This window comes from Agromyces molybdatiresistens, from assembly GCF_052748445.2.
In genome coordinates this window covers 1,029,937-1,055,172 of record NZ_CM188258.1, presented here as the reverse complement: position 1 = coordinate 1,055,172, position 25,236 = coordinate 1,029,937, and the positions used below count along the sequence as shown (strand labels likewise).

The following is a 25,236-nucleotide window of genomic DNA, read 5'->3' as shown; positions in this document are numbered from 1 at the left end:
GGGAACGGTCAGCCCTGCACGCGCCCCGACCTCGCGGCGATGCGCTTGAGCAGCGGGGGCTTCGCGAGCACCCACGCCAGGACCATGGCGACGACCGACAGCGCGAACACGGCGGCGCCGAGCCAGTCGTCGGCGTCGCGCGCCGCGTACATCTGGTTGAGCTTGCGGAGCGCGCCCGTCGAGAGCACGAGCACGACGTGCACGAACGTGAAGGCGAGGAAGAACAGCATCGTCGGGTAGTGGAGGGCACGCGCCATCCGCTCGCTCTTCGCCGACGCCCAGCGGCCCTCGACGGGCCAGATCGACGACAGGCGCAGGCCCGTGACGAGCGCGAGCGGGGCCGCGACGAACACGACCGCGAAGTAGGCGAGCTGCTGGAGCGCGTTGTAGACGACCCACGAGTCCTCGGTCGGCCAGTCGAGCGACGCGTACTGCAGCGCGGCCGAGATCGCGTTCGGGACCACGGCCCAGTCCGTCGGCACGATGCGCAGCCACTGCCCGGTCGCGAAGAGCAGCACGACGTACGTGATGCCGACGAGCACCCACAGCGCGTCGAGCCAGAGGTGGAACCACAGCCAGATGCCGAGGCGGCGGGGCGCGCGCTTCGTGCGCGGCCAGCGCGTGTTGTCGCGCGTCCAGAAGCCGGGCGGGCGGCGCCTGCCGCGGAGTTCGAGCCCCGTCTTGACGAGCAGCACCAGGAAGAAGGCGTTGAGGAAGTGCTGCCAGCCGAGCCACCACGGGATGCCGACGGGCGTGCCCTCAGGCGGCGGCACGATGCCCGGGTACGTCTCGACGAACGCCTCGACCGCGGGCACCCCGCGGAGCAGCCGGGCGATCACGATCAGCACGGCGAGCGCGACGACGACGATCAGCGTGCCCCACAGCACGCGCGTGCGCTGCGCCCTCCACCATTCGGCGGCGCGGGCGGACGTCGTGGGCGTCGTGGTCATTCGGCGTCGGGTCCTTCTTCGACGGATGCCGGCGGCGGCCGCCGGGCGGGTTCGACCGGGCGGGTCGGCCGCCGGGCGGCGCGCATGCGCGCCGGGCGTGGAACGGATGCCTCCGACGATATCGCCGTCGGCTGGGAGCGCGTGACGCGGCCGCAACACCGCGTCGCACCGTGCGGCTGCCGCCGCGGCATCCGCCACCCGACCTATGCTGGCCCGGTGCTGCACGATCTCGCCGACGGGGCAAGGATGCTGGGACGCGGCTTCGCGTTCTGGCGACGCGACCCCGGCGTGATGCTGCTCGGCCTCGTGCCGGCGGCCATCGTGTTCGCCGGGCTCGCCTGGGGGCTCGTGGCCCTCGGCGTCGGCCTGCCCGGGATCGTCGACTGGGCGACGCCGTTCGCGGACGCGTGGGTGGAGTTCTGGCGCATCGCCTTCCGCACGCTCGTGGCGGTCGTGGTCTTCGCGGGCGCGGCGGTGCTCGCGTTCGTGACGTTCACTGCGCTCACCCTGATCGTCGGCGATCCGTTCTACGAGCGCATCTGGATCGCGGTCGAGACCGATGCCGACGGGAGCCCGCCCGGGGAGGCGCCCGGATTCTGGAGCGGCGTGCGCGGCTCGGTGGTGCTTGTCCTGCAGGGCCTGCTGTCGGCGGTGCTCGTGGGAATCGTGGGCTTCGTGCCGGTGGTCGGGGCCGTGGCGGCGGCGATCCTCGGCGCCGTGCTGACCGGCCGGCTGCTCGCGCGCGAGCTCACGGCGCGCGCGCTCGACGCCCGCGGCATCGCCCCCGAGGCGCGCCGTGCGCTGCTCCGCGCGAATCGCTGGCGCTTCCTCGGCTTCGGCGTCGCGACGCAGCTGTGCTTCCTCGTGCCGTTCGGCGCGATCGCGACCATGCCGGCCGCCGTGGCCGGTGCGACGCTGCTCGCGCGGTCGGCGGTTGACAGGGTCGACGCCCCGCGGGAGGCTCGGCCCGAGTCCTGACGACCGCGACGGGTGAGGGGGTCGCCGATGTCGCCCACCGCCGATGCACCCGCGCGGCACCACGCGCGCTGGGTCCTCGCGGCGCTCTGCACGGGCACGCTGCTGAGCGCCCTGAACTCGGGCATGATCGCGGTGGCGCTGAGCACGCTCCGCCGCGAGTTCGGGGTCGACGTCGCGACCGTGACCTGGGTGATCTCGGTCTACTACCTGACCTCGGCCGTGCTCCAGCCGGTCATGGGCCGTCTCGCGGACCGGTACGGCCCGCGTCGGGTGTTCACCCTCGGGATGTGGACGGTCGCCGTCGCCGGCGCACTCGGGCCGTTCGCCACCGACCTGGTCCTGCTCTGCGCCGTGCGCGTCGTCCTCGCCGTCGGCACGGCGACCGCGTTCCCCTCGGCCGCCGCGATGCTCCGCGCCGTCGCGGCGACGAGCGGCGGGAACGCCACGAGGATGATCGGGCGCATCCAGCTCGTCGACACGACCTCGGCCGCGATCGGTCCCGTCCTCGGCGGTCTCCTCATCGTCGCGTACGGCTGGCCGGCGATCTTCTGGATCAACATCCCGCTCGCGGCCCTCGCGCTCGTGAGCACGGGCATCCTCGCGCCGCGCGACGCCCCGCGTGCCCACGTCCCGCTCCGGCGGACCCTCGCCGAGTCCGACCTTCCCGGGGTCGCGCTGTTCATCGTGACGATCTCCGCCCTGCTCGGCTTCCTGCTCGAGCTGGCCGACGACCCCCCGTGGCTGCTGCTGCCCCTGATCGCCGTCGCCGGCGCGCTCTTCGCCTGGCGGGAGCTCCGCGTCGCGTCGCCGTTCATCGACCTGCGGCTGCTCGCCGCCGACCTGCCGCTCGTGCGCGTCTTCGCCCTGTTCGTCCTCGCGAACCTCGTGTTCTACGGGGCGCTGTTCGGCATCCCCCAGTACCTCGAGGACCACGCGGGATATCGCACCGACGTCATCGGCGTGCTGCTGCTGCCGCTCGCGGCCTTCAACGTCGTCACGGCTCCGCTCGTGGAGCGGCTCATCGACCGCCGAGGGCTCCAGCGCACACTCGTGATCGGGCTGGGCGCGCTGAGCGTCGGCACCGTCGCGCTGCTCGCGCTCGGCTCGTCCACGGCGGCCTGGGTGGTGCTGGCGGCGACGGCCGCCGTCGGCATCCCCTACGTGTTCGTGCTCGTCTCGATCACGCAGTCGCTGTACGTCGCCGCCCCGCGCGAGCACGTCGGCCAGGCGGCGGGCCTGTTCCAGACCTCCCGCAGCCTCGGCTGCATCGGAGCGGCGGTGGTCGTGGGGCTGTCGTTCGCGGGTGGGACCGATCCCGCCGACTGGGCGATCCTCGCCGCCGTCACGATCGCGCTCGCGCTCGCGACGCTCCTGGTCGCGATCGCCTGGCGACCCGATCGCGCGGCCTGAGCGGACGGGCACTCGACCGCGATCTCCCATGCGGGTGCATCCGATCCCGCCCTGCCCGGCGAAGTAGGTGATGAGGGACCGTCATGATCCACGCGTCCGACCCGCGGGCTCGTCCCGGGCGCGACGGGCGACGCATCAGGCTCGGCGCCGGATGCCGCGGCGGCCGCCCACGCACCGCGGCATCCGTCGTCGTTCGACGGCCCGGGGACGTTGCGACCGCGAACCGGGCCGGGCCGGACTCAGCGACGGCGGCCGAGCACCTCGTCGACCCACGCGGGCACGAGCAGGCTCGCCGGCCCGAGCCGGCTCTCGGCGAAGAACGGCGTGATCTCGCTCTCGGCGAGGTTCAGCTCGAGGGTCTCCGCTCCGAACGCCGACGCGGTCAGGACGAACCCGGCGGCCGGGTAGACGGCGCCGGAGGTGCCGATGGCGACGAACGCCTCGCATGCGGCGAGCGCGACGTCGATCTCATCGAGCCCGTACGGCATCTCGCCGAACCAGACGACGTCGGGGCGCAGCATCCGCTCGCCGCAGTTCGCGCACGCCGGGCCGGGGAGGAGATCGCCCGGCGCATCGGACCGAGACTCGCAGGCGACGCAGCGCACGCGGCCGAGCTCGCCGTGCATGTGCAGCACACGGGTCGACCCGGCGCGCTCGTGCAGGTCGTCGATGTTCTGCGTGACGACGAGGAGGTCGTCGCCGAGCTCGCGCTCGAGGCCGGCGAGCGCCGCGTGCGCCGGGTTCGGGGCGACGGATGCCACGGCCCGCCGCCTGGCGTCGTAGAACCGCTGCACGGTGTCGGGGTCGAGTTCGAACGCCTCGGGCGTCGCGACGTCCTCGACCCGGTGGCCCTCCCAGAGTCCGCCCGCGTCGCGGAAGGTCGGCACGCCGCTCTCGGCGGAGATGCCGGCTCCCGTGAGCACGACGATGCGCGGCGTGCCGGCGACTCCCGGGGTCACCCGGCGCCCGCCTCGGGCACGTGCCCGCGGTAGACGAGCACGCGCGTCGGGCCGAACGGGAACGAGGGCACGCGCACGAGCCGCGCCTCGTCGACCTCGAAGCCGGCGTCGGCGAGCGCGGCGCCCGTGTCGCGGTCCCAGTGGCAGCCGTGGCAGAACCGCGTCGAGAACGGCGTGACCACCCGCTGGACGCCGCGCTTCATCGTGCCCGGCGGGGCGGCCACGTGGTCGACGAAGACCACCGTGCCGCCGGGACGGAGCACGCGCCGCACCTCGGCGAGCGCGCTCGCCTGGTCGGTGACGGAGCAGAGCACGTACGTGCCGACGACGGCGTCGACCGCGCCGTCGGGCAGCGGGATGCGCTCGGCCACGGCGTCGAGGGGTTCGGCCTCGTGCCGCCATTCGCGCGCCCGCTGCGCGAGCTCGATGCGACGATCGGCGTCGGGTTCGAGGCCGATCCACTCGACCTCGTGATCGAACGCGCCGAAGTTCTCGCCCTCCCCCGCGCCGATCTCGAGCACGCGACCGCGCACGCGCCCGATCGCCTCGCGTTCGAGGTCGTCGAGGTCGTCGTCGGTGATGAGCGGGGGCCGGGCGGCATCCATCCCGTCATGCGACCACGCCGCCGGCGACGCGTCAAGCGGCGCCGCGTGACCTCGTCGGCCACGCAGGGCAGGATGAGCGCATGAGTGCGATCCGCGACCTGCGCACCGTGACGGAGGCGTTCGCCGGCGAAGCGGGCGCGACCGATCCGGAAGCGCCCGTGCGTTCGAGGATCTGGCCCACCGCGGGCCGGATCGTCGACCACCTCGGCACGATCCAGCGCTGGGCGGCCGAGCAGGTGCGCACGGGCGCGCCGGCCGATCGGCGCGAGTTCCGCCGGCCCGAGGGCGCGGCCCGGGCCGCCTGGTTCCGTGACGGCGGTCGCCGTCTCGTCGACGTGCTCGAGGCGGCCGACCCCGAGCGACCCGTGCCGATCCTCTACGGCGCCGTGGGAACGGTGTCGTTCTGGCATCGACGGATGGCGCACGAGGCCGCCAAGCACCTGTGGGACCTCCGCACGGCCCGGGAGCCGGACCCCCGATTCCCGCCCGAGGTTCCGCCGGCCGGGCGGGCCGACGCGCTCGACGAGTTCGGCGAGGTGTTCATGGCCGAGGCGCGCCGCCGCGGCATCCGGCCCCTGCCGGGGCCGGTCGCCCTGGTCGCCCCGGACACCGGTGACGCCTGGCGGGTGAGCATGGACTGGCGGCTCGGACGCGGGCGGGCAGGCTCGGCATCCGACGCGGTTGCGACCATCACGGCCGACGTCGGCGACCTGGCGCTGCTGCTCTGGGAGCGTGCCGCACCGGAGTCGACGGATCGGTTCCGGGTGGAGGGCGACGCGGCGGCGGCGCAGGCACTCGCGACCACGCCCGTGCACCTCTGAGCGCGTTCGAGCGCCTCCGCTCGTTCGCGCGGGGTTCTTCCGGACGTCACCGGAACGGCCTACCGTTGGCGGCAACGGATCCCGGGAGCATCGATCCCGCCAGCAGAGGAGCTCGCATGTCCACGAGACGACCACGCCCCCGCACCGCCCGCCGCGCTTCGACCGCCGCCGTCGCCGCGGCCGTCGCCCTCGGAGCCGGGGCCCTCGCCGCGCCCGCGCAGGCCGCGCCCGGCGGCGAGCCGGGGCGAGCCGACACCGTCCGCGTCGCGACGTACAACCTGTCGCTCAACCGCAACGCGGAGGGCCAGCTCGTCGAGGACCTGTCGACGGGCGCGAACGCGCAGGCGAAGACCGTCGCCGAGGTCATCCAGCGCGCGAACCCCGACATCGTGCTGCTCAACGAGTTCGACTACGTCGAGGGCGGCCTCGCGGCCGACCTGTTCCGCGACAACTACCTCGAGGTCTCGCAGGGCGGTGCCGACCCGGTCGAGTACCCGTACGCGTTCGTCGCACCGTCGAACACGGGCATCCCGAGCGGCTTCGACCTGAACAACAACGGCGTCGTCGCAGGCGGCGACGATGCGTTCGGCTTCGGGCTCTTCCCCGGCCAGTTCGGGATGGCGGTGCTCTCGAAGCATCCGATCGACACCGACGCGGTGCGCACGTTCCAGCACTTCCTCTGGAAGGACATGCCGGGGGCGCTGCTGCCGGACGACCCGAACACCGCGGCGCCGGCCGACTGGTACTCGCCCGAGGAACTGGAGGTGTTCCGCCTCTCGAGCAAGTCGCACTGGGACGTGCCGGTCGAGGTGGACGGCCGCACGGTGCACGTGCTCGCCTCGCACCCGACGCCGCCGACCTTCGACGGCGCCGAGGATCGCAACGGTCTGCGCAACCACGACGAGATCCGGTTCTGGGCCGACTACGTCTCGCCGGGCGCCGCGTCGCGCTACATCTCCGACGACGAGGGCGCGACGGGCGGCCTGAAGCCAGGCTCGTCGTTCGTGATCCTCGGCGACCAGAACGCCGACCCGCTCGACGGCGACTCGGTGGATGCCGCGATCGACCAGCTGCTCGACCACCCGCGCATCACCGATCCGATGCCCACGTCGGAGGGCGCGGTCGAGGCCGCGCTGCTCCAGGGCGGCGCGAACCTCGCCCACGAGGGCGACCCCGCGCTCGACACGGCCGACTTCAACGACAACCCGGCACCGGGCAACCTGCGCGCCGACTACGTGCTGCCGTCGAAGGACCTCCGCGTCGCCGACGCGGGCGTGTTCTGGCCGGTCTCGTCGGACCCGCTGTCGGCGCTCACCGGCACGTTCCCGTTCCCGTCGAGCGATCACCGCTTGGTCTGGGTCGACGTGCACGTGCGCGGCTGACGCGTTCGGTCGGCCCGTCGCCCGCCCGCGCCCGCCCGCGCCGGATTCCGATGGAGTGCGGTTCCTGGGGTGGAGGTCGGATCATCCGGTACTCGATCGCGGAAACCGCACTCGATCGGGCGCGCGGGCGCGGGCGCGCCCGCGGGCGCGCGGGCGCGGGGCGGGTGGTCAGCGCAGCCAGATGGTGGTCTCCGGGGGGACGACGCCGGGCGTGGGGGGTGCGGGCTCGCTGGAGTGCACGATCTCGCGGTCGGTGAGGGGTGGGGGGAGTTCAGCGGGGGCGGTGCCGAAGTTGGTGACCACGATCCATCCGCTGGGTCGCTGGTAGGCGAGCACGTCGGGGCCGTCGAGGGTCACCCACGCCAGCTTCTCCTCGGCCTGCAGCTCGTGGCGCAGGGCGAGTGCCCGGCGGTACATCGAGAGCGTCGAGCCGGGGTCGGCCTCTTGGACTGAGACGGCGTAGGAGGCGAACCAGTCCGGTTGCGGCAGGTGCGCTGCATCCGTGGGCCCGAACCCGAAGGACGGCGCGTTCGCGGTCCACGGCAGCGGCACCCGGCATCCGTCGCGGCCGACCTCGACGCCCGCGTTGCGGAAGAACGTGGGGTCCTGGCGTGCCGCGTCCGGGATCGCGGGAACCTCCGGCACGCCGAGCTCCTCGCCCTGGTACAGGTACGCGCTGCCGGGCAGTCCCAGGAGGAACAGCGTGGCCGCCCGCGCCCGCCGGAGGCCGCGCTCGACGTCGACCTCGGGCGTCACCCCGCCCGACAGCAACCAGGCCTTGCCGAGGTCGTACTCGACGGTGTGGTCGTCGGGCAGTCCGTACCGGGTCGCGTGGCGGACGACGTCGTGGTTGGAGAACACCCAGGTGTTCGACGAACCGGTCTCGGCGGCGAACACCATGTTCCGGTCCACGATCTCCTGGAACTCGCCCGCGTCGAAGTTCGCCCGCAGCAGGTCGAAGTTGAACGCCTGCCCCAGGCTGGTCGGCGCCGCGTACCGGTGCCGGCGAGTGGGGGCCACCCAGGCCTCGGCGACCGCGATCCGCGGCGGGTCGTACTCGTCGAACACGGCCCGCCACTCGGCGTAGATCTCGTCGAGCTCCTCCCGGTCCCACAACGGGTGCGACCCGTCGCCGGCGAGCTTGGTCGCCTCCAGCTCGGCGTGCGAACGCAGTGGGGCGGTGAGGTCCTTCGCCAGGCCGTGCGCGACATCCACCCGGAACCCGTCGACCCCGCGGTCGGCCCAGAACCGGATGGTGCGGAGGAAGTCGTCGCGCACCTCGCGGTTCGCCCAGTTCAGGTCGGGCTGCTCGGGCGCGAAGAGGTGCAGGTAGAACTGCCCGTCGCCGACGGGCTCCCACGCCGAGCCGCCGAAGATCGACTGCCAGTCGCTCGGCGGCTGCGTGCCGTCCGGGCCCTCGCCGTCACGGAAGATGTACCGCTCGCGTGCTGCGGAGCCGGGAGGCGACGCGAGCGCCTCGCGGAACCACTCGTGCCGGTTCGACGAGTGGTTCGGCACGATATCGGCGATGAGGCGGATGCCGGCGGCATGCAGCGCCGCGATCATCTCGTCGAAGTCGGCCAGGGTGCCCAGCTTGGGGTCGACGTCGCGATAGTCGTCGACGTCGTACCCGCCGTCGGCGAGCGCCGACGGGTAGAACGGCGACAACCACACCGCGTCGACCCCGAGCTCGACCAGGTACGGGATCCGCGAGGTGATCCCCGTCAGGTCGCCGATGCCGTCGCCGTTCGCGTCGGCGAAGCTGCGCGGATAGATCTGGTACACGGCGGCCTGGCGCCACCAGTCGCGGTCGGGGGCGAGCACCCGGTCGGCGTCGAGGTGGGCGAGGAGGTCGGTCATCGGGGTCCCTTCGGGAGTGGTTCGGGGTTCGGGTTCTCGGTGCGCGGTCACGGCACGGTACCGGGTCGGCCTGCGGTCATCCCTTGACCGCGCCCTGCGTCACGCCCTCCATGACCCAGCGCTGGGTGAACAGGTAGACGATGATCGCGGGTGCCATGGCCATGAGGTACGACGCGAACGAGACGTTGTAGTTGTTGCTGAACTGCGTCTGGAAGATCGACTGCACGACGGGCAGGGTCTGCTGTGCGGAGTCGGCGATGATGAGCGACGGCATCATGAAGTCGTTCCACGAGGCGAGGAACGCGAAGATCGCGACCGTCGCGCTCATGGGGGCGAGCAGCGGGAAGATCAACTGGCGGAACGTCTGCCACGTCGTCGCGCCGTCGATCCGGGCGCTCTCCTCGAGTTCGAGCGGGATCGAGCGGAGGAACGCCGTGAACAGCAGGATGCTGAACGACAGCTCGAACATGATCTTCAGGATGATGACGCCCACCGGGTTGGCGAGTCCGACGAGTCCCGTGAGCTGGATCTGCGGGAGCGCGACGACGGGGAACGGCAGGAACAGCGCCGTCAGCAGGTAGAAGAACGACCAGCGGAACAGCCGGTGGTCCCAGTTCCGCACGATCGCGTACGACGCGAGGGCCCCGAGGATCACCGTGCCGACGACGGTGCCGGCGGTGATGAACAGCGAGATCATGAAGGCCACGGGGAAGTTGGTCAGCTCCCACGCCTGCGCGAAGCCCGAGAAGTCGATCGGGTTCGGCAGGGAGAACGCATTGCCGTCGACCGCCTGCGATGTCGACTTCAGCGACATCGAGATCGTGACGTAGAGCGGGAGGAGCACGGTCAGGGCGCAGAGGAGCAGGATGACCAGGGTCGTCCAGTTCGTCCGCTCCTGGCCGACGCGGCCCCGGCGGCGCGGCGCCCGCGTGGCGACGGCCTCGTCGCGCGAGCGCGTGGTCGAGACGGAAGCGGGAAGCCGCTTCGCTGCTGTCTGGGTCATCAGATCGCCGCCCTTCCGCGGGAGATTCGAAGTTGGAGGACCGAGATCGCGACGGCGATGATGAAGAAGATCGTCGCGTTGGCCATCTGGTAGGCGTAGTCGCCGCCGGTGAAGCCCGTGAAGATCGTCATCGCGATACTGCGCGTGGCGGTGCCCGGACCGCCGTTCGTCAGGCCGACGATGACCTCGTACACGTTCAGGTAGTTCTTGAAGCCGATGATGATGTTGATCACCACGTAGCCAGCGACGAGCGGGAGCGTCACCGACCAGAGTCGGCGAGCCGCGCCGGCCCCGTCGATGTCGGCGGCCTCGTACACCTCGCCGGGGATCGAGAGCAGTCCGGCGATGTAGATCAGCAGGGTCGCGGGGATGGACTGCCAGGCGGTCACGATGACGATCGAGACCCACGCGAGGTCGGGATTCGCGAGGATCGACTCCGACAGCCAGGGGATGCCGGCGGCTGCGCCGAACGCCGGCAGCGAGTTCGAGAACAGGAAGTTGAAGACGTAGGCGATCACGATGCCGGAGATCACCATCGGGATCACGAACACCGCCCGAAGCGGCGTCTTCAGCCTGATGCGCGATGTGAGCCCCACCGCGAGCAGGAACGCGATGACGTTCACGAGCAGCACCGTCACGATCGCGAAGCCGAACGTGAAGCCGTAGGAGGCGAGGATCGCCGGGTCGGTGAACACCGCGATGTAGTTCGTGAGCCCGATGAACTGCCACTCGCCGAATCCGATGAAGTTCGTGAACGAGTAGAAGATGCCGAGGACCGCCGGGACGGTGATCGCGAGGGTGAACAGCACGAGCGTGGGGATCAGGAACCAGTAGTAGACCGGGTCGACCCGGGGCCGGCCCCGCTTGTCGTGGGCCGAGCCCGCGAGGTGATCGACCTGGCCGTGCTCGGCCTCGTCGACGAGCGAGCCGGCGGCCGCGGCGGCCGGGGTGATGGATGTGGTCATGGCGTTCGTCCTCTCGAGTCGCCGGGTCAGCCGCGCAGGGCCAGTCGTGCCCAGTCCGCGTCGATCTTGGCGAGCGTCGCGGGGATGTCCGCGCCGGTCGCCATGGCCTGGAGGTAGTTGTCGATCGGGATGGTCAGCGGGATGGAGCGCGAGAGCCCCTGGGTGAACGCTCCGGCGTCGTAGTACTCCTGCATCGGGATGATGCGCTCGTCCGTGACATCCGCCGCCTCGGTCGTCGTGCCGAAGCCCAGGAACGCCGCGTTGTACTCGTCCATCACGTCCTGCTGCATGAGGTACGACACGAATTCGCGCGCGGCCGCCTTCTCGGTGCTGGCCTCGGGGATCCACAGGGCGAGGTCGAGGTTGACCCGGACCGTGAGATCGTCGGGGTCGTCCGACGAGGGCAGCGGGAAGGTGGCGAGCTCGAGGTCGGGGTTCGTCTTCGCGATCTCGCCGAACGCCCACGGGCCCTGCATGTACATGGCGGCCTCGCCGTTCGCGAAGGCGACGTTGCCGTCGCCGTAGCCGCGGCTCTCGGCGTCGTCGTTGGAGTAGTCGGCGAGCTGCGTCATCTTCTCCGAGGGCTCGAGGATCGTCTTCTGGAACGAGACCTCCGAGTCGGGACCGACCTCGGTGCCGAGCTCCTCCATCCGGTCCAGGAACTCGGGCACGTCGATCAGGCCGCCGACGGAGTAGTCGAAGAGACCCTGGCCGAGCGTCCACGGGTCCTTGAACGTGCTGTAGATCGGCGTGATGCCGGCGGCCTCGAGCTCCTCGCACACCGCGATGAGTTCGTCCCAGGTCGTGGGGACCTCGAGGCCGTTCTCCTCGAACATCTCGACGTTGTAGATGACGGATGCCGCGGCGACCGAGTAGGGCAGCACGCTGGTGCGGCCCGGGTAGGTGGCGTACTGGTCCACGAGCTCCTGCACCTCGGGGCGGATGCGGTCGGCCTCGGGCATGTCCGAGAGGTCGGAGAGCGCCCCGCGTTCCATGAACCGCGCCATCTCGTAGTTGTAGTTGAGCAGCCCGACGTCGGGCGGGTTGCCGCGGAGGAACCCGGCCGAGAGGTTCGAGGCGGTGTCGAGCGTGACCCGGACGTCGGACTGCTCCGCGTTGAACTGCTCGACGAGCTCGCGGAAGTACGGGATCGCCTCGGGCTTCGACATGTGGAACGTGATCTCGGAGGTCCCGCCGCCGGCGCCGGCGCAGCCGGACAGTGCGAGCGTGGCCCCGAGGAGGCCCGCCGTCGCGAGCGCGAGTGGAATCCGGCGGCGCCGATCGGCGCGGGAGGTGGGGCGGTCTGGGCGGTGAGGCACCTCGTCGTCTCCTCTGCTTCCGGATCGACCGTGCCGTTGCCCGGCCCGTCGACCCTGACGGAGTAAATATAGAGTGTAGATTTACTTGTTGTCGTAAATAATGACCGAGGGGTACGGAAAGGTCAAGTGGTGGACAGGATCGAATCCGCGACATCGCCGCAGGTGCTGCGGCAGGTGAACGCCCGGCGGGTGTTCGAGCACGCCTGGCGTGCCGGCGCGTTCACCGCGACCGACGCGATGGCGGCCACCGGGCTCACGCGCTCGACCGTCATCGGAGTCTGCGACGAACTGCTCCGACAGGGGTGGCTCGAGGAACTCGACGACGCGCGATCGGTCGGCGCCTACACGAAGGGCCGGCCGGCCCGTCGGTACGCGCTGCGCGAGCGCGCCGCGGTCGTCGTCGGCGTCGACGCGGGCTACGACCACGTGTCGGCGACGGTGGCCGATCTGCGCGGCGCCCCCCTCGGTCGGCACGGGGTCGTCATCCCGGCCCCCGGGCCGGGCCGCGTCGAGCGACTCGCCGACGCGGACCAGCGACGCTCGCTCGCTCGCGTCGCGGTCCGCGGCGCACTCGCGGACGCGGGCGTCGACCCCGCCGAGGTGCTGGCGATCACCGTCGCGGTTCCCGCGCCGGTCGACCGCGACGGCGCCTCACCCGCCGAGGACTGGTTCTGGAGCATCACCAACCCCGGCTACGCGGAGGTGTTCGACGGGGAGGCCCGACTCGTCACGGTCGAGAACGACGCGAACCTCGCCGCGATCGCCGAAGGCTCGACCCCGGAGGGCGGCGGCCGCGACGTCGACTCGTACATCGCGCTCATCGTCGGCGAAGGCATGGGCGCCGGCCTGATGATCGATGGTCGACTCGTGCGCGGGCGTCGCGGCGGTGCCGGCGAACTGCGGTTCCTCGAGCACGTCGAGGGCGTCGGCTCCCCCGAGGGCCTCGCCCTCCTCGCCCGGCGTTGGGCCGTCGAGGCCATTCGCGCCGGCCTGCCCGCAGGCAGCGCACTGGGCCGTGTGGATCCCGCGACGCTCGTCGAGTCCGACATCGGCGATGCGGCCGGCGCCGGTGACACCGTCGCGGTCGCGATCATCGACCGCCTCGCCGACCGCCTGGCACGGATCTGCTTCGTCCTCGGCGACCTGCTCGATGTGGACCGCATCATCATCAGCGGCGCCGCGGCCGAATCGCTCCCGTCGATGGTCGATCGGGCGGCGGCCATCCTCGACGCCAGCGACGATCCGACCGCTCCCGAGCTGCGCACGTCCCGACTCGGCGAACGCTGCGTCACGGCCGGGGCGATCGAGCACGCCCTCGCGCTCGTGCGAGAGCACGCGCTCGACCTCGCGCCCACGACCCGAGGCGCGGCCTGACGCCCTGAGGCGCCTCCGCCTGCGTCGCTGGCGCCCTACGCGCGCGCAGTCACCGCAGGCAACCCCGCGGCGCGGCGAGCGGAGGTCACGAACGCGGGCCGCACGCGCTCCCATCCGTCCAAGTAGCCTCCGACCATCGCGGCGTCGCGCAGCAGGACGAGTTCGCCGGCCGCCGCGACGGGGTCGGGTGCACCGGCCGAGACGAGGAGGTGCTCGAGCGAGGACCGGAACCAGTCGCGGTGCACGGCGACCGTCCGGCGCACGGCGCTCGCGGCATCCGGGTACTCGGCCGCCGCGTTGATGAACGGACAGCCGCGCGTGTGGTGGCGCGCGACGTCGTCGGCGAGCCCCTCGATCACGAGGGACAGGAGTTCGGGCGGCTCACCGCCTGTCGCCTCGGCCGCCTCGAACGCGGCGCGGATGTGCGCGTCCTCGACGCCGAGGTAGGCCTCGACGAGGTCCTCCTTGCTCGGGAAGTGACGGTAGAAGGTGGCGCGGGTGACGCCCGCCTCCCCCACGATCCGGTCGACGCCGACCGAGTGGATGCCCTCACGGTAGAAGAGCTCGCCGGCGGTCGCGAGGAGCCGCTCGCGCGCCGCAGAGGCACGTGTCGGACTCCTTCGTGTTGCCATGACGTAAATGATAGAACGATCTTTCTCTTTTTTCTTGACACACGCTCGGCCCGAGGCGTACATTCTGGGAACACCGGCATGGAAGAACGATCGTTCTCCCTCTCATGGACTCACGAACGGACCCCGAGGAGCAGCAACCATGACCACCACCACCAAGCCACCGATCGTCCTCATCCACGGACTCTGGATGACCCCGAAGAGCTGGAACACCTGGGCCGAGCGCTTCCGCGCGCTCGGCCACGAGGTCATCGCGCCCGGATGGCCCGGCATCGACGACCGCTCGGTCGACGACATCCGCTCGAACCCCGAACCGCTCACGGGCATCGGACTCGCGCAGATCACCGACCACTACGAGCGCATCATCCGGGCGCTGCCCGAGAAGCCGATCATCATGGGCCACTCGTTCGGCGGCGTCATCACGCAGATGCTCGCCGACCGCGGCCTCGGCATCGCGTACGTCGGGGTCACTCCCGGGCAGACCGCCGGCATCACGACGCTGCCCCCGTCGACCCTGCGCACGGGATTCCCGATCCTCTCGAACCCGTTCGACCAGAACGGCGCCAGGCCCATCTCGAAGGGCCACTTCCACTTCACGTTCGGCAACGACCTCAGCCGCGAGGCATCCGATCGCATCTGGGAGGAGTTCGCCGTGAACTCCTACAACCGGGTGTTCTTCGAGGGCGTCGCCGCGACGATCAACGAGAAGGGCGGGGTCACCCACGTCGACTACGCGCGGGCCGACCGCGCTCCCCTGCTCGTGATCTCGGGCGAGATCGACCACGTCGTGCCGCCGGCCATCGGCCGCGCGATCGTGAAGAAGTACCGGAAGACCGGCAGCCCCGCCGTCGTCGACTACAGGGAGTTCCCCGGACGCACCCACCGGATCGTCAGCCAGGACGGCTGGGAGGAAGTCGCCGACTTCGCGCTGACCTGGGCCCTCGAGCACGCGGAGGCGCAGCCCGCCGCGGCGTGAGCCGGCGCGCCGGACATCGCTTCGGTCGCCGCTGCGGCGCCGACGCCGCTCAGGCCGCCCCGGGAAGGCCGGGCCCGCACCGATCGGGCACGGCCGTCACCACGCCCGGCAGCCACTCGCGCACCTCGGGCCACGCGCGCGCCGTCGGCAGCCGCCGGATGAGCCCCGCGAGGGGTGCGTCGCCCGGTTCCCACGGCAGCACTCGGTTCGGGGATGCCGCGGCGACCACGCCGAGCCACCAGTGCATCCACGTGCCGCGCAGCGATTCCGGCTCGAGCACGACGTAGTAGTCGGGCACCCGCAACTCGTGCCGGGCGACCGCGTCGATCACCTGGTCGATCTCGAGCTGCAGGACCCCGAGCGTCGCCCGCTCGTCGTAGAACTCGACCCAGGCGGATGCCACGTGGCCGAGCGGATCGCGATCGTGGACGACGAACGGCGCGTGCGAGGTCGACGACCAGGTCACGACCTCGGCATCGGTGGCATCCGTCATCTCGGCGAACGTCGCGCTCTCGACATTCGCGAGCCCGGCGAGGGATCCGATCGCGGCGGTCGCCTCCTCGCCCACGACGACCAGGGTGGTGCTTCCCGGGGCCTCCATTTCCGGATCATACGCCCGGCGCGGACGCCTTCGGGAGGGGCGTCATCGGCCCGTCGCACGATCGTTCCGAGATCGCAACACGGGCGGGCGGAATCGTGGCGTTCAGGCAGAGCGGAGGGCGCCCAGGTCGTGCGACGCCTCGTCCTCATCGACCGTGACGAGCGGCAGCAGCCACGGCAGCACCTCGTCGAAGTGCGTGCCTCCGACGGTGAGCACCCGCCACGCGGCGTCCGCTCGGTGCAGGTTCGACACCGACAGGTTGTCGAGCTTCGGGTAGGTGCGCGCCTGATGGCCGGACAACTCGCCGAGCACGTGGCGGATCAGCGTGCCGTGCGCGACGGCGAGCACGCGGGCGCCGGGATGATCCACCGCGATGCGCTCCAGGGCGCGGACCCCGCGCGGTCCGACCTCGTAGTCCGGCTCCTTGCCGGGGAACGCGCGACCGGGCCAGCGCTCGTCGATCTGGTCGACCGGGGTCCCCTCGGCGACTCCGAAGTCCTGCTCGACGAGGTCGTCGTACTCGCCGACGACGGGCAGCCCGAGCTGCTCGCCGAGGATCGCCGCGGTCTCGCGCGCTCGGCCGAGCGTGGAACTGACCACGACGTCCCACTCGTCCCGGTCGAGCGACTCCGCGGCCGCCCGGGCCTGCTCGCGACCCGTCGCGTTCAGCGGGATGTCGGTCCGCCCCTGCATCACGCCCCGGAGGTTCCAGTCGGTCTGGCCATGGCGGACGAGGGCGATCTGCATGCATTCCAGCCTAGGCGGAGCCTCCTGAGCGCATGCCGCGTGCGTGCGCTGCGGCGCGGGATGCGACCCCTCGACGCACGACGCGGGTCGGACTACCGTGGCGCCGGGAAGGGAGCGATCATGGGCATCCTGGCCGTCGACCTGTTCATCACCCTCGACGGGGTCTACCAGGCACCGGGAGGCCCCGAGGAGGATCCCTCGGGGAGCTTCGAGTTCGGGGGGTGGCAGGCGCCCTACCTCGACGAGCAGACGGGCCAGGTGATCGGCGCGGGCATCGACCGGCTCGACGCGCTCATGCTGGGCCGGCGCACCTACGACATCTTCGCCGACTACTGGCCGAGGCACACCGACACCCAGGTCGGCGCGAAGTTCGACGCGGTGCCGAAGTTCGTCGCCTCGAACACCCTGACCGATCCCGGCTGGGCCGGCACGACGGTCGTGACGGACGTCGCGGCGGAGGTCCCTGCGATCAAGGAGCGGTTCCGAGAGATCCACGTGGTCGGCAGCGGCGCGCTCGCGCGCAGCCTGCTCGCCGCGGACCTCGTCGACCGGCTCAACCTGTACCTCTACCCGATCGCGTTCGGCAGCGGGAAGCGGCTCTTCGACGAGGGCACGGTGCCGGCGGCGTTCACGCTCGCCGAGCCGCCGATCGCGTTCCCGAAAGGCGCGGTCGCGCTCGTCTACGAGCGCGCGGGCACCCCGGTCACCGGCATCGACATGGACCCCGAGGGGCGCTGACCGCCGCGCGCTTCAGTCGAGTTCCTGGAAGATGGTGAGCTGCAGCCCGGCCGGCCCGCGCACGCGGGCGTTGACCGAGCGCCACGGCGTCTGGCGAGCGGATGCCTCGAGCTCGGCGCCGGCGTCGACGAGCTCGTCGGTCACGGCCGCCGTGTCGTCGACCTCGAACGCCACGCGGATACGGTCGCTCCGGCGGCCGTCGGTCTCGACCCGGTCGATGAAGCGCACCTGCGCCGGATTGGACAGTTCCAGTGTCGCGCGGCCGGCGTCGAGGATCCGCACCTCGGCGCCGCCGTCACCGCTGTACGACTCCTGCTCGGGCATGCCGAGCACGTCGCGGTAGAACGCGAGCGCCACCTCGAAGTCCTCGGCCTCCACCACCAGCCGCAGCTGCCGCACACGCCCGCCGGAGCCCGCGCCTGCGCCCTCGGTGCCCGCGCCGTCGGCGGCCGATCCCCCGGCGCCATCCGTCATGCCGTTCCCCCTTCGTCGCCGCCGCGGAGCAGCGCCCGCAGCGCCTGGATCGTGTCGGCCTCGCCCGGTTCCTTGTCGGGCCGGTAGCCCTTCACCCGCGCGAACCGCAGCGCGATGCCGCCCGGGTACCGGCTCGAGCGCTGCACGCCGTCGATCGCGATCTCGACCACGGTGATCGGCGAGACGAAGACCGTGTTCGCCGTGCGCCGCGTCTCGATCTCGGGGAACCGCTCGGTCTGGAACCGCAGCAGCTCGTCGGTGAGCCCCTTGAAGGTCTTGCCGACCATGACGAACCCGCCGGGCTCGCCGAACTCGCCCTCGGGGTCGCGCGCGCCGAGGTGCAGGTTCGACAGCCAGCCGGTGCGTCGACCCGAGCCCCATTCCGCGGCGAGCACGACGAGGTCGTAGGTCAGCACGGGCTTGACCTTGATCCAGCTCGCACCGCGCCGGCCGGCCGCGTACGGCGAACCGACGCCCTTCACGACGACGCCCTCGTGGCCCGCGGCGAGCGCCTCGCGGGCGACGCGCTCGGCGGTCTCCGCATCCGCCGTCACCTCGCCGGGGATGCGGTGCTCCCCCGCGACGCGTTCGAGCTCGCCGAGGCGCGTCGTGAGCGGCTCGTCGATGAGGTCGCGCCCGTCGACGTGGAGCACGTCGAAGAACCACGGATGCAGCAGCACCTCGCGTGCGGCCTCGGCGCCGAACCGCGACATCGTGTCCTGGAACGGCCTCGGCGCGCCGCCCTCGTCGAGCGCGAGCGTCTCGCCGTCGAGGATGAGCTCGCTCGCCGGGAACCCGCGCACGACCTCGACCACCTCGGGCACGCGGTGCGTGATGTCGGCGAGGTTGCGCGTGAAGACGCGCACGTCGCCACCCGACCGGTGCACCTGGATGCGCGCCCCGTCGAGCTTGAACTCGACGGATGCCTCGCCCACCTGTTCGATCGCGGCGGCCGCGCTCGGCGCCGTGCCGGCGAGCATGGGCAGCACCGGCCGCCCGACCCGGAGCCCGACGGCCTCGAGATCTCCGGGCGCTCCCGTGAGGGCGATGCGCGCCGTCTCGCCGAGGTCGCCGGACAGCATCGCGGCGCGGCGGACGACGTCGCCCGGTCGCTCGGCGGCTCGCGCGATCGCGTCGGTGAGCACCCCCTCGAGCGCACCCGTGCGGAGCTCGCCGAGGATCACGCGCGAGACGAAGTCCTGCTCGCGATCGGTCGCTCGCGCTCCCAGGTCGGCGAGCACGCGCGCCCGCTCGGCGTTCGACCCCGATCCGACCGCGCCGGCGAGGCGCTCGAGCACGTCGTCGACGTCGAGGATCGTGAGCGTGGCCGCATCCGCCGCCTCGCCCATGCCGCCCTGCAGCGTGCGCCACCCGACGCCGACGCGGCCCTGCCGGGGCCTCGCGGTCAGCATGCCGACGGCGGGCACGATCTCGTCGGGCGCGAGCCCCGCGAGCAGGCCGGCGAGCGCGTCGACCTTCGCGAGCCGCGACCGCGTGGACGCGACCCGCTCGACCGTCGTCACGACCTCGTCGAGCAGCACCAGATCATCCTCGCACCGCCCGCCGACATGCGGCGGGCGGTCCGAGGAGCGGCGTGACCCCGTCGAGATCGGCTCAGCAGGTGGTCGCGTCGTTTCCGTCGAGCGAAGCGAGCAGTGAGCCGAGGCCGCCGAGGCCGTCGACCCCGAAGAGCCGCGCGACGTTGCCGAGGCCGAGCCGGGGTTCGTCGAACGAGCTCGAGTGGGTTCCGAGCCCGCCGTCGGATCTGGCAGCCTGTGCCGAGACGACGCCCCAGCAGTTGTCGCCGTCGGCGTGATCCGCGGCGACCGCGGGCGTGGCGAGCGCGAGCGACGCCGTGACGCCGATGACAGCGGCCGCGGCCGCGAGCGATCGAGTGCGCATGATGTACCTCCTGATCGAGGCGGTCGGGTCAGCCGCCGGAGGGGGTTCGTCGCCCGCGCCCGATCGGATTGCCGCCCGCGCGCCCGGGCAGGTCAGACCATCACGCCGGAGATCCCAGCGGTGACGCGCTCCGCGAACCAGAACAACCCGACGGCGGCGACCGCGAAGCCCGCGACGATGGTCGCCGGCCGCCCCGCCCACGTGCGCCGGAGCAGGACGAGCAGCGGGAAGGCGACCGCGATGATGGCGAGCTGCGCGACCTCGATCCCCACGTTGAACGCGATGAGCGCCCAGAGCAGCCCCCACGACCAGGCCTCGTCGACCCCGAGCGCACTCGCGAACCCGAGCCCGTGCAGGAGGCCGAACGCGAACACGACCGGCATCCGCCATCGGCCGGGCAGCTCGCCGCGCCGGTCCGACACGATCGCGGCGACGGCGGCGACCGCGATCGAGAACGCGATGACGGGTTCGACGACCTCGGTCGGCACACCGACGACACCGGATGCCGCGAGGAGGAACGTCACGCTGTGCGCGACCGTGAAGGTCGTCGCGGTGAGGACGAGGCTGCGCAGCGACCGGGCGCCGAGCAGCAGCGCCACGAGGAACAGCACGTGGTCGAGGCCGAAGAGCAGGTGCTCGGCGCCGAGGACGAGGAACTCGCCGACGTGCGGCGCGGTCCCGTCGAGTTCGACGGTCGGCTCCGCCGCCTCGAGCACGGCGCTGCCGGCCGCGCCGTCGAGGTCCCACGAGAGCATGGTCCGCGTGGAGTGCACGAAGCCCTCCTCGTCGGGGAACAGCGCGCTCGACACGGCGAGCGTGCCCGCCTCGTTCCCGCCGCAGTCGTACGCGTAGGTCACGACCGCGAAGGCGCGATCGCTGCGATCCCGGATGCCTCCGGCGCCCACGGGTTCCGCGACGCAGCGCGCTCCGTCGGCCTCGACCACGAATCGTGCGCCGACGTAGTCGTCGACCGAGTCCGCGTACGCGGCGAGCTGGCGCACCTGTTCGTCGGAATCGGTCGCCTCGTAGGCCTCGGCGTACGCCCACGCCGACTTCATGAGGAGGTCGTACTCGAGCTCGAGTTCGGCGGTGATGCGGTCGCCGTCGCGCACGACTTCGGCGTGGGCCGACGTCGTCTCGTCGTGCGCGGCCGCGGGCCATGCGAGCAGGATCGCGCCGACGGCGACGAGCACGACGCCGAGGGCGCCGACGATCCGGGCCGTGAGCGCCGGGACGGCCGCCGCCGCGACCCGGCGAACCGGACCGCGGCGGCGGGATGGAGCGGCTGGGATCACCGGGTCGAGCCCTCACCCGACTCGGCGGTCGCCCCGAGGAACGGGAACCACGGCGAGTTCTCGTTCCAGGTTCCCCGCCGCCCCGCGGCATCCGTCGTCACGAAGACGCTCGGCTCGGAGGTCGACGTGCCGCCGCCCGCCGAGGTCGCGGTGACGATCCAGGCATACGCGGTGTCGGCCTTGAGGCGCGTCCACTCGACCGATGCGACCTCGCCCGAGGGCACGGTCGCCTCGCCGACGACCGCCGACGGCACGAAGACCGCGAGCGAGTCGGTGCGGAGCGTCGTGACGCGGCTGGTCAGGTCGACCGGCAGCACCATCTCGTCCTCGGTGCCGTCGTAGCGGTGACGGTCGTCGTACTCGGTCGCGCCGAACTCGTCGAGCAGCGGCGAGTACGTGTCGACGTGCATGACGCTGCGGTCGACGTCGAAGGAGAGCAGCCGGAGGAAGCTCGCGCCGAAGCGCAGCTGGTCGTCGGGCCGGTAGCCGCCGATCTCGGTGAGGCCGAGCCGGTCGGCGGACACCGTGTAGAACTGGTAGTCCGCGAGCAGTTCGACGACGCCGTGGTCGATCTCGCCCACCTTCGGCTTCACGTTCGTCCCGACGCCGTGCTCGTGCCCGGCGAGGATCAGGAAGACGTTCGGGTTCTGCGTCACGACCGTGTTGTAGAGCATCGAGCCGTCGGGGGCGGAGAACGGCGCGTCACGGCCGTCTGGCTCGGTGCTCGGCGCGAGGTAGTCGTGCGTGAGCAGGATGCCGTTGCGGTCGCCGAACTGCTCGAACACGCCGTTCGCCCACTCCGCCTCCTCGCGCGTCACGCCGTACGAGAGCCCGACCACGACGAAGTCCAGGCCGCCGGCCGAGAACAGGTCGTAGTGGTTCTGGTTGTCGCCCTCGCGCCACGGCCCGCCGTACGCCGCCTGGGTCCACGACGCCGCCGCGGATTCCGAGTTCTCGGGCCCGAAGTAGTCGTTGAAGATCGCATCGGGGCCGTCCTCGGTTCCGGACTGGTTGTCGTGGTTGCCGGCGACGACGCCGCTCGGGATGCCCGCAGCGTCGAGCACGTCGTGCTGCCGCTGGGAGACCTTCCACTCGCCGACGATCTGCTGCCGCATCTCGTCGGTCTGCGGCGCGCGGATGTTGTTCTCGATGAGGTCGCCCGTGTGCGCGACGTACGAGATCCTCCGCTCCTCGGCGTTCCCGGCGATCCAGTCGACGACCCCCGCGTACGCGGACTCCCAGATCGCGCGCTCCTCGGCGGTCTCCTGCTCGACGGCGCCCTCGGAGAGGTACTGCGTGTCGGTGAAGTGCGCGATCGAGAAGTCGACGGCGGCGGGGTCGGTGAACGCGTTCGGGTCGCCGCCCTCGAGATCGTCGGCGAAGGGGTCCTCGCCGGTGACCATCACGTGGACCTGCTGTCCGTCGATGTAGCGCGCGTCGACCGTCGCGGTGAGCACGGTGTCGCCCTCGGCGGCACCGCGGGCGCCGGCGAGCGCGTCCCACGCGTTCGTCTCGAGGTTCCAGGCGCGCAGGGTCGCGACGCGGTCGGGGTCGATCGTGCCCGTCCAGCGGATGACCGGATCCTGGACCTGCCCCTTCACCATGACGTCGAAGCGCTGGTAGGCCACGTCGCGGCCGGCGTCGCTGTCGAGCGTCGCTCCGTCGCCGGGCACGAGTGCCGCGGCATCCGCCTTCTGCTCGCCCTCGACCTGCAGGGTCGTCGGGATGCCCGACGAGGTGCCCTGCCGGACCTGGTTGGGGGTGAGGATCTCGGCCTGCGAGAACGTCGCGGTGACGTCGCCGTCGCCCGGCTCGCCGACCGTCGCGGAGAGCGTGACCGGTCCGGTCACGTCGGCCGTGCCGGAGGCGGGCTCGAGGTCGGCGGGCACGTCGGGGATGCCGGCCGAGGTGAACGCGATCTCGTGCGTCGCCTCGTTGCCGAGTCCGTCGGTCGCGGTGACGGTGAGCACGTGCTCGCCGGCCGGGAGTCCGGGGCCGATCGGGTCGGCGAGGCCGACCGCCGCGCCGTCGAGCGCGACCTCGGGACCGTCGAGGACGCCCGAGGCATCCGCGAGCTGGACGTCGAGCGCGACGGCCTGCGTGATCGTCGATCCGGCCTCGGGGACGCTCGAGGCGATCGCCGGGCCGGTGTTGTCCGTGACGATGCGACGCGTGGCGACCTCGCCCGTCGTCGCGGTCGCGGCGATCACGTGCTCGCCGTCGGCGACGGTCGCGGTGTCGAGGTCGCTGCGAAGGCCGCGGGCCTCGGCGTCGACGTCGAACGTGAAGGTCGCGTCGCGGAGGAGCGTGGCGTTCGTGCCGCAGCTGCCGTCGCCCATGCGGTAGGTGCCCGCGAGGCCGACGCCGGCCGCGGTGCCCGCGGCGGGCGCCAGGGCGACCGACGAGATCACGTAGTCGTCGCGGTTCGCACCGCACGAGGTCTCGTACGTGCCCGAGACGAGCCGGATCGAGTTCGATCCCGGGCGGAGCCACTCGTTCGGGAAGACGACGTGCACGCGCTCGCTGGCGTAGTCGCCGCCGATGTCGTACGTCAGTCCGTTGACCACGACGTAGCTGTGGTAACGCGCCTCGATGGAGTTCGAGGCGACGTCGAAGCTCAGCACCGCGTCGCCCGAGCCGAGCACGGGCTCGGCGCCGATGCCCGCGCCGTCGAGCTCGAGGTCGGCGACCCCGCCGACGCCGTCGGCCGGCCGGGTGGCGAAGACCTGCCGGACCCCGTTGACGATGACCCCGTCGGTCGGCGTGACATGCGGCGCGCCCGCCGGGGCGTTGTTCACCGAGACCTCGCTCGTCGCGGTGCCGCCGGCCTCCGTCGTCGCGACGAGGGTGTGCGCGCCGTTCTCGAGTGCCGTCGTGTCGAGCTCGGCGGCCAGGCCGGTCGTGCCCTGCGGGTCGCCGAGCACGAAGAAGCTCAGGTCGGCGTCGAGCAGCTTGGTGCTCGAGCCGCAGTTCCCGTCGCCGAAGTCGAACGTGTACTCGTTCTCCTCGCCGTCGGCGACCTCGCCGAGCAGCTCGAGACCGACGTTCGAGACGACGAAGTCGTCGTGGTTGGTGCCGCAGCTCGTCTCGATCGTGCCCGTGACGAAGCGGATCGAGTTCTCGCCCTGGACGAGCTCCTCGTTCGGGATCTCGAGCTCGACGCGCTCGTTGACGGCGTCGGCGAGGTCGACGCGGAAGTCGCCGTTGACGAGCACGTGGTTGCCGTAGCGCGCCTCGATCGAGTTCGACCCGACCTCGAAGCTCAGCGTCGAGACGCCGACGGTCTCCGTCGACGCCGTTTCCTCGCCGTCGATCGTGAGGCCGGTGACGCTGTCCCCGGCGGTGACGGGCGTCGCGGCGATCGCGACCGTGCCGTCGAGGTGGGCGCCGCTCTCCGGCGTGAGCGTCGGCGCCGCGACCTCCACCGGCGTCGGCTTCACCGTGGGCGCTCCGCCCACCGGCGCCGCCGTCGCCGGGATCGCCGGCGCGATCGCCAGTCCTGCCCCCACGATTCCGGTGACCGCCATCGCGATCACCCCTGACATCCGCCCGCTTGCACGACTGCGTGTCGTCCGCATTCCCTGGCACCCTCCGTGGTGTCGTTCCGGTCCCCGCGCGCGAGGGCGCGGGCATCTCCGGATGCCACGGTGGCCAGTACGGGTGAACGGGCGACGTGCAGTCGGCGACGCGTCGGAGTCGGAGCGGCGAACGCTTCCCGGGCGCGTGCGACGCGGTCGGGTCGGCGGATCCCGGCCGCTCCGCCCGGCTCAGACGCCGATCGTGAGCGCGGCGCTGTAGCCGGACGAGACCGAGCCCGACATCGACGCGATCTGGTGGATGCCGCCGTCGTCGCCGAAGACGTTGTCGCTCGCGAGGCTCACCTGCGAAGCGTTCCGCACGCTCTGCTCGTACCCGGAGGTCGCGTAGACGAGCGCGTTGACCTCCTCGGGGAGGGCGATCTGCGATGTCTTCACGATCGGGCCCGAGGCCACGGCGTTCGCGACGTCGGAGTACACCTCGAAGTGGATGTGCGGCCAGCGGCCGGTGTAGCACGCCGGAGAGATCGAGGTGAACTGCACCGTGCCGGAGTCGTCGGTCGCCTGCACGCCGCGCAGGTAGTTCACGTCGTCGAGTCCCGGACTGTAGAGCGAGTACCCGCCGTCGCGATCGCCGGGATCGGCGAGCTTCCGGTCATCGCGAGGATCGGCCGTCGTCGCCTCGGTCGTCGGGCTCGCCTCGTGCTCCATC

General features: G+C 72.0%; 23 protein-coding genes. 7 read left to right on the top strand and 16 right to left on the bottom strand.

Annotated elements, in window-relative coordinates:
- Nucleotides 1-8 precede the first annotated feature (8 nt).
- A complete protein-coding gene (locus tag ACULK2_RS04815; protein WP_445968702.1) occupies nucleotides 9-950 on the bottom strand; it encodes a cytochrome b/b6 domain-containing protein in 942 nt (313 codons plus the stop codon).
- Nucleotides 951-1,166: 216 nt separating this feature from the next.
- Between ACULK2_RS04815 and ACULK2_RS04810 the strand changes: the two genes are divergently transcribed.
- Nucleotides 1,167-1,928 carry an EI24 domain-containing protein gene (locus ACULK2_RS04810; RefSeq protein ID WP_445968703.1) on the top strand — a complete coding sequence of 254 codons (762 nt, stop codon included), beginning with the start codon at nucleotides 1,167-1,169 and terminating at the stop codon, nucleotides 1,926-1,928.
- A gap of 27 nt (nucleotides 1,929-1,955) precedes the next feature.
- Nucleotides 1,956-3,338: an MFS transporter gene (locus ACULK2_RS04805; protein WP_445968704.1), complete on the top strand. Its 1,383-nt coding sequence runs from the start codon at nucleotides 1,956-1,958 to the stop codon at nucleotides 3,336-3,338.
- 239 nt (nucleotides 3,339-3,577) lie between these two features.
- On the opposite strand, the gene ACULK2_RS04800 is transcribed toward ACULK2_RS04805, so the two are convergent.
- Complete coding sequence (locus tag ACULK2_RS04800; protein ID WP_445968705.1) at nucleotides 3,578-4,297, bottom strand: NAD-dependent deacylase; 720 nt, start codon at nucleotides 4,295-4,297, stop codon at nucleotides 3,578-3,580.
- Complete coding sequence (locus tag ACULK2_RS04795) at nucleotides 4,294-4,902, bottom strand: class I SAM-dependent methyltransferase (protein WP_445968706.1); 609 nt, start codon at nucleotides 4,900-4,902, stop codon at nucleotides 4,294-4,296. Before ACULK2_RS04795 ends, ACULK2_RS04800 begins: the two co-directional genes overlap by 4 nt.
- Before the next feature lie 80 nt (nucleotides 4,903-4,982).
- On the opposite strand from ACULK2_RS04795, the gene ACULK2_RS04790 reads away from it, so the two are divergent.
- On the top strand, nucleotides 4,983-5,723 hold the full coding sequence (locus tag ACULK2_RS04790; protein ID WP_445968707.1) for a maleylpyruvate isomerase N-terminal domain-containing protein: 741 nt from the start codon (nucleotides 4,983-4,985) through the stop codon (nucleotides 5,721-5,723).
- Between the two features lie 116 nt (nucleotides 5,724-5,839).
- On the top strand, nucleotides 5,840-7,105 hold the full coding sequence (locus ACULK2_RS04785) for an endonuclease/exonuclease/phosphatase family protein (protein ID WP_445968708.1): 1,266 nt from the start codon (nucleotides 5,840-5,842) through the stop codon (nucleotides 7,103-7,105).
- Between the two features lie 168 nt (nucleotides 7,106-7,273).
- Here ACULK2_RS04785 and ACULK2_RS04780 read toward each other — a convergent pair whose 3' ends face one another.
- The 4 genes from ACULK2_RS04780 to ACULK2_RS04765 all read right to left on the bottom strand — a co-directional run bounded on the left by ACULK2_RS04780 (nucleotide 7,274) and on the right by ACULK2_RS04765 (nucleotide 12,252).
- Nucleotides 7,274-8,965 carry a glycoside hydrolase family 13 protein gene (locus tag ACULK2_RS04780; protein ID WP_445968709.1) on the bottom strand — a complete coding sequence of 564 codons (1,692 nt, stop codon included), beginning with the start codon at nucleotides 8,963-8,965 and terminating at the stop codon, nucleotides 7,274-7,276.
- A gap of 76 nt (nucleotides 8,966-9,041) precedes the next feature.
- Nucleotides 9,042-9,968, bottom strand: a complete 927-nt coding sequence (locus tag ACULK2_RS04775) for a carbohydrate ABC transporter permease (RefSeq protein WP_445968710.1) — start codon at nucleotides 9,966-9,968, stop codon at nucleotides 9,042-9,044.
- Nucleotides 9,968-10,933, bottom strand: coding sequence for a carbohydrate ABC transporter permease (locus ACULK2_RS04770; protein WP_445968711.1), 966 nt, complete (start codon nucleotides 10,931-10,933; stop codon nucleotides 9,968-9,970). Before ACULK2_RS04770 ends, ACULK2_RS04775 begins: the two co-directional genes overlap by 1 nt.
- Nucleotides 10,934-10,959: 26 nt before the next feature.
- Entirely contained in the window at nucleotides 10,960-12,252 is a 1,293-nt protein-coding gene (locus tag ACULK2_RS04765; protein ID WP_445968712.1) for an ABC transporter substrate-binding protein, read from the bottom strand.
- A gap of 129 nt (nucleotides 12,253-12,381) precedes the next feature.
- Here ACULK2_RS04765 and ACULK2_RS04760 point away from each other — a divergent pair, with 129 nt between their 5' ends.
- Nucleotides 12,382-13,626 carry an ROK family protein gene (locus tag ACULK2_RS04760; RefSeq protein ID WP_445968713.1) on the top strand — a complete coding sequence of 415 codons (1,245 nt, stop codon included), beginning with the start codon at nucleotides 12,382-12,384 and terminating at the stop codon, nucleotides 13,624-13,626.
- A gap of 35 nt (nucleotides 13,627-13,661) precedes the next feature.
- Here ACULK2_RS04760 and ACULK2_RS04755 read toward each other — a convergent pair whose 3' ends face one another.
- Nucleotides 13,662-14,258 (bottom strand): TetR/AcrR family transcriptional regulator, encoded by a 597-nt coding sequence (locus ACULK2_RS04755; RefSeq protein WP_445968714.1) that lies wholly within the window; start codon nucleotides 14,256-14,258, stop codon nucleotides 13,662-13,664.
- Nucleotides 14,259-14,397: 139 nt separating this feature from the next.
- Between ACULK2_RS04755 and ACULK2_RS04750 the strand changes: the two genes are divergently transcribed.
- On the top strand, nucleotides 14,398-15,231 hold the full coding sequence (locus ACULK2_RS04750) for an alpha/beta hydrolase (protein ID WP_445968715.1): 834 nt from the start codon (nucleotides 14,398-14,400) through the stop codon (nucleotides 15,229-15,231).
- A 49-nt stretch (nucleotides 15,232-15,280) separates the two neighbouring features.
- Here the strand turns inward: ACULK2_RS04750 and ACULK2_RS04745 are convergent, their stop codons facing one another.
- Together ACULK2_RS04745 and ACULK2_RS04740 are read right to left on the bottom strand one after the other, a co-directional pair.
- Complete coding sequence (locus tag ACULK2_RS04745; RefSeq protein ID WP_445968716.1) at nucleotides 15,281-15,832, bottom strand: hypothetical protein; 552 nt, start codon at nucleotides 15,830-15,832, stop codon at nucleotides 15,281-15,283.
- A 102-nt stretch (nucleotides 15,833-15,934) separates the two neighbouring features.
- Entirely contained in the window at nucleotides 15,935-16,579 is a 645-nt protein-coding gene (locus tag ACULK2_RS04740; protein ID WP_445968717.1) for a histidine phosphatase family protein, read from the bottom strand.
- A gap of 120 nt (nucleotides 16,580-16,699) precedes the next feature.
- On the opposite strand from ACULK2_RS04740, the gene ACULK2_RS04735 reads away from it, so the two are divergent.
- On the top strand, nucleotides 16,700-17,317 hold the full coding sequence (locus ACULK2_RS04735) for a dihydrofolate reductase family protein (protein WP_445968718.1): 618 nt from the start codon (nucleotides 16,700-16,702) through the stop codon (nucleotides 17,315-17,317).
- A gap of 12 nt (nucleotides 17,318-17,329) precedes the next feature.
- Here the strand turns inward: ACULK2_RS04735 and ACULK2_RS04730 are convergent, their stop codons facing one another.
- The 6 genes from ACULK2_RS04730 to ACULK2_RS04705 all read right to left on the bottom strand — a co-directional run bounded on the left by ACULK2_RS04730 (nucleotide 17,330) and on the right by ACULK2_RS04705 (nucleotide 25,235).
- Nucleotides 17,330-17,791: a VOC family protein gene (locus ACULK2_RS04730; protein WP_445968719.1), complete on the bottom strand. Its 462-nt coding sequence runs from the start codon at nucleotides 17,789-17,791 to the stop codon at nucleotides 17,330-17,332.
- The gene (locus tag ACULK2_RS04725) at nucleotides 17,788-19,332 is read right to left on the bottom strand and encodes an ATP-dependent DNA ligase (protein WP_445968720.1); all 1,545 of its coding nucleotides are present in this window, start codon (nucleotides 19,330-19,332) and stop codon (nucleotides 17,788-17,790) included. Before ACULK2_RS04725 ends, ACULK2_RS04730 begins: the two co-directional genes overlap by 4 nt.
- Before the next feature lie 73 nt (nucleotides 19,333-19,405).
- Complete coding sequence (locus ACULK2_RS04720) at nucleotides 19,406-19,693, bottom strand: hypothetical protein (RefSeq protein WP_445968721.1); 288 nt, start codon at nucleotides 19,691-19,693, stop codon at nucleotides 19,406-19,408.
- Between the two features lie 92 nt (nucleotides 19,694-19,785).
- Nucleotides 19,786-20,988 carry a HupE/UreJ family protein gene (locus ACULK2_RS04715; RefSeq protein ID WP_445968722.1) on the bottom strand — a complete coding sequence of 401 codons (1,203 nt, stop codon included), beginning with the start codon at nucleotides 20,986-20,988 and terminating at the stop codon, nucleotides 19,786-19,788.
- On the bottom strand, nucleotides 20,985-24,515 hold the full coding sequence (locus tag ACULK2_RS04710) for a metallophosphoesterase (protein WP_445968723.1): 3,531 nt from the start codon (nucleotides 24,513-24,515) through the stop codon (nucleotides 20,985-20,987). Before ACULK2_RS04710 ends, ACULK2_RS04715 begins: the two co-directional genes overlap by 4 nt.
- A gap of 240 nt (nucleotides 24,516-24,755) precedes the next feature.
- Nucleotides 24,756-25,235, bottom strand: coding sequence for a peptidase associated/transthyretin-like domain-containing protein (locus tag ACULK2_RS04705; protein WP_445968724.1), 480 nt, complete (start codon nucleotides 25,233-25,235; stop codon nucleotides 24,756-24,758).
- Nucleotide 25,236 lies beyond the last annotated feature (1 nt).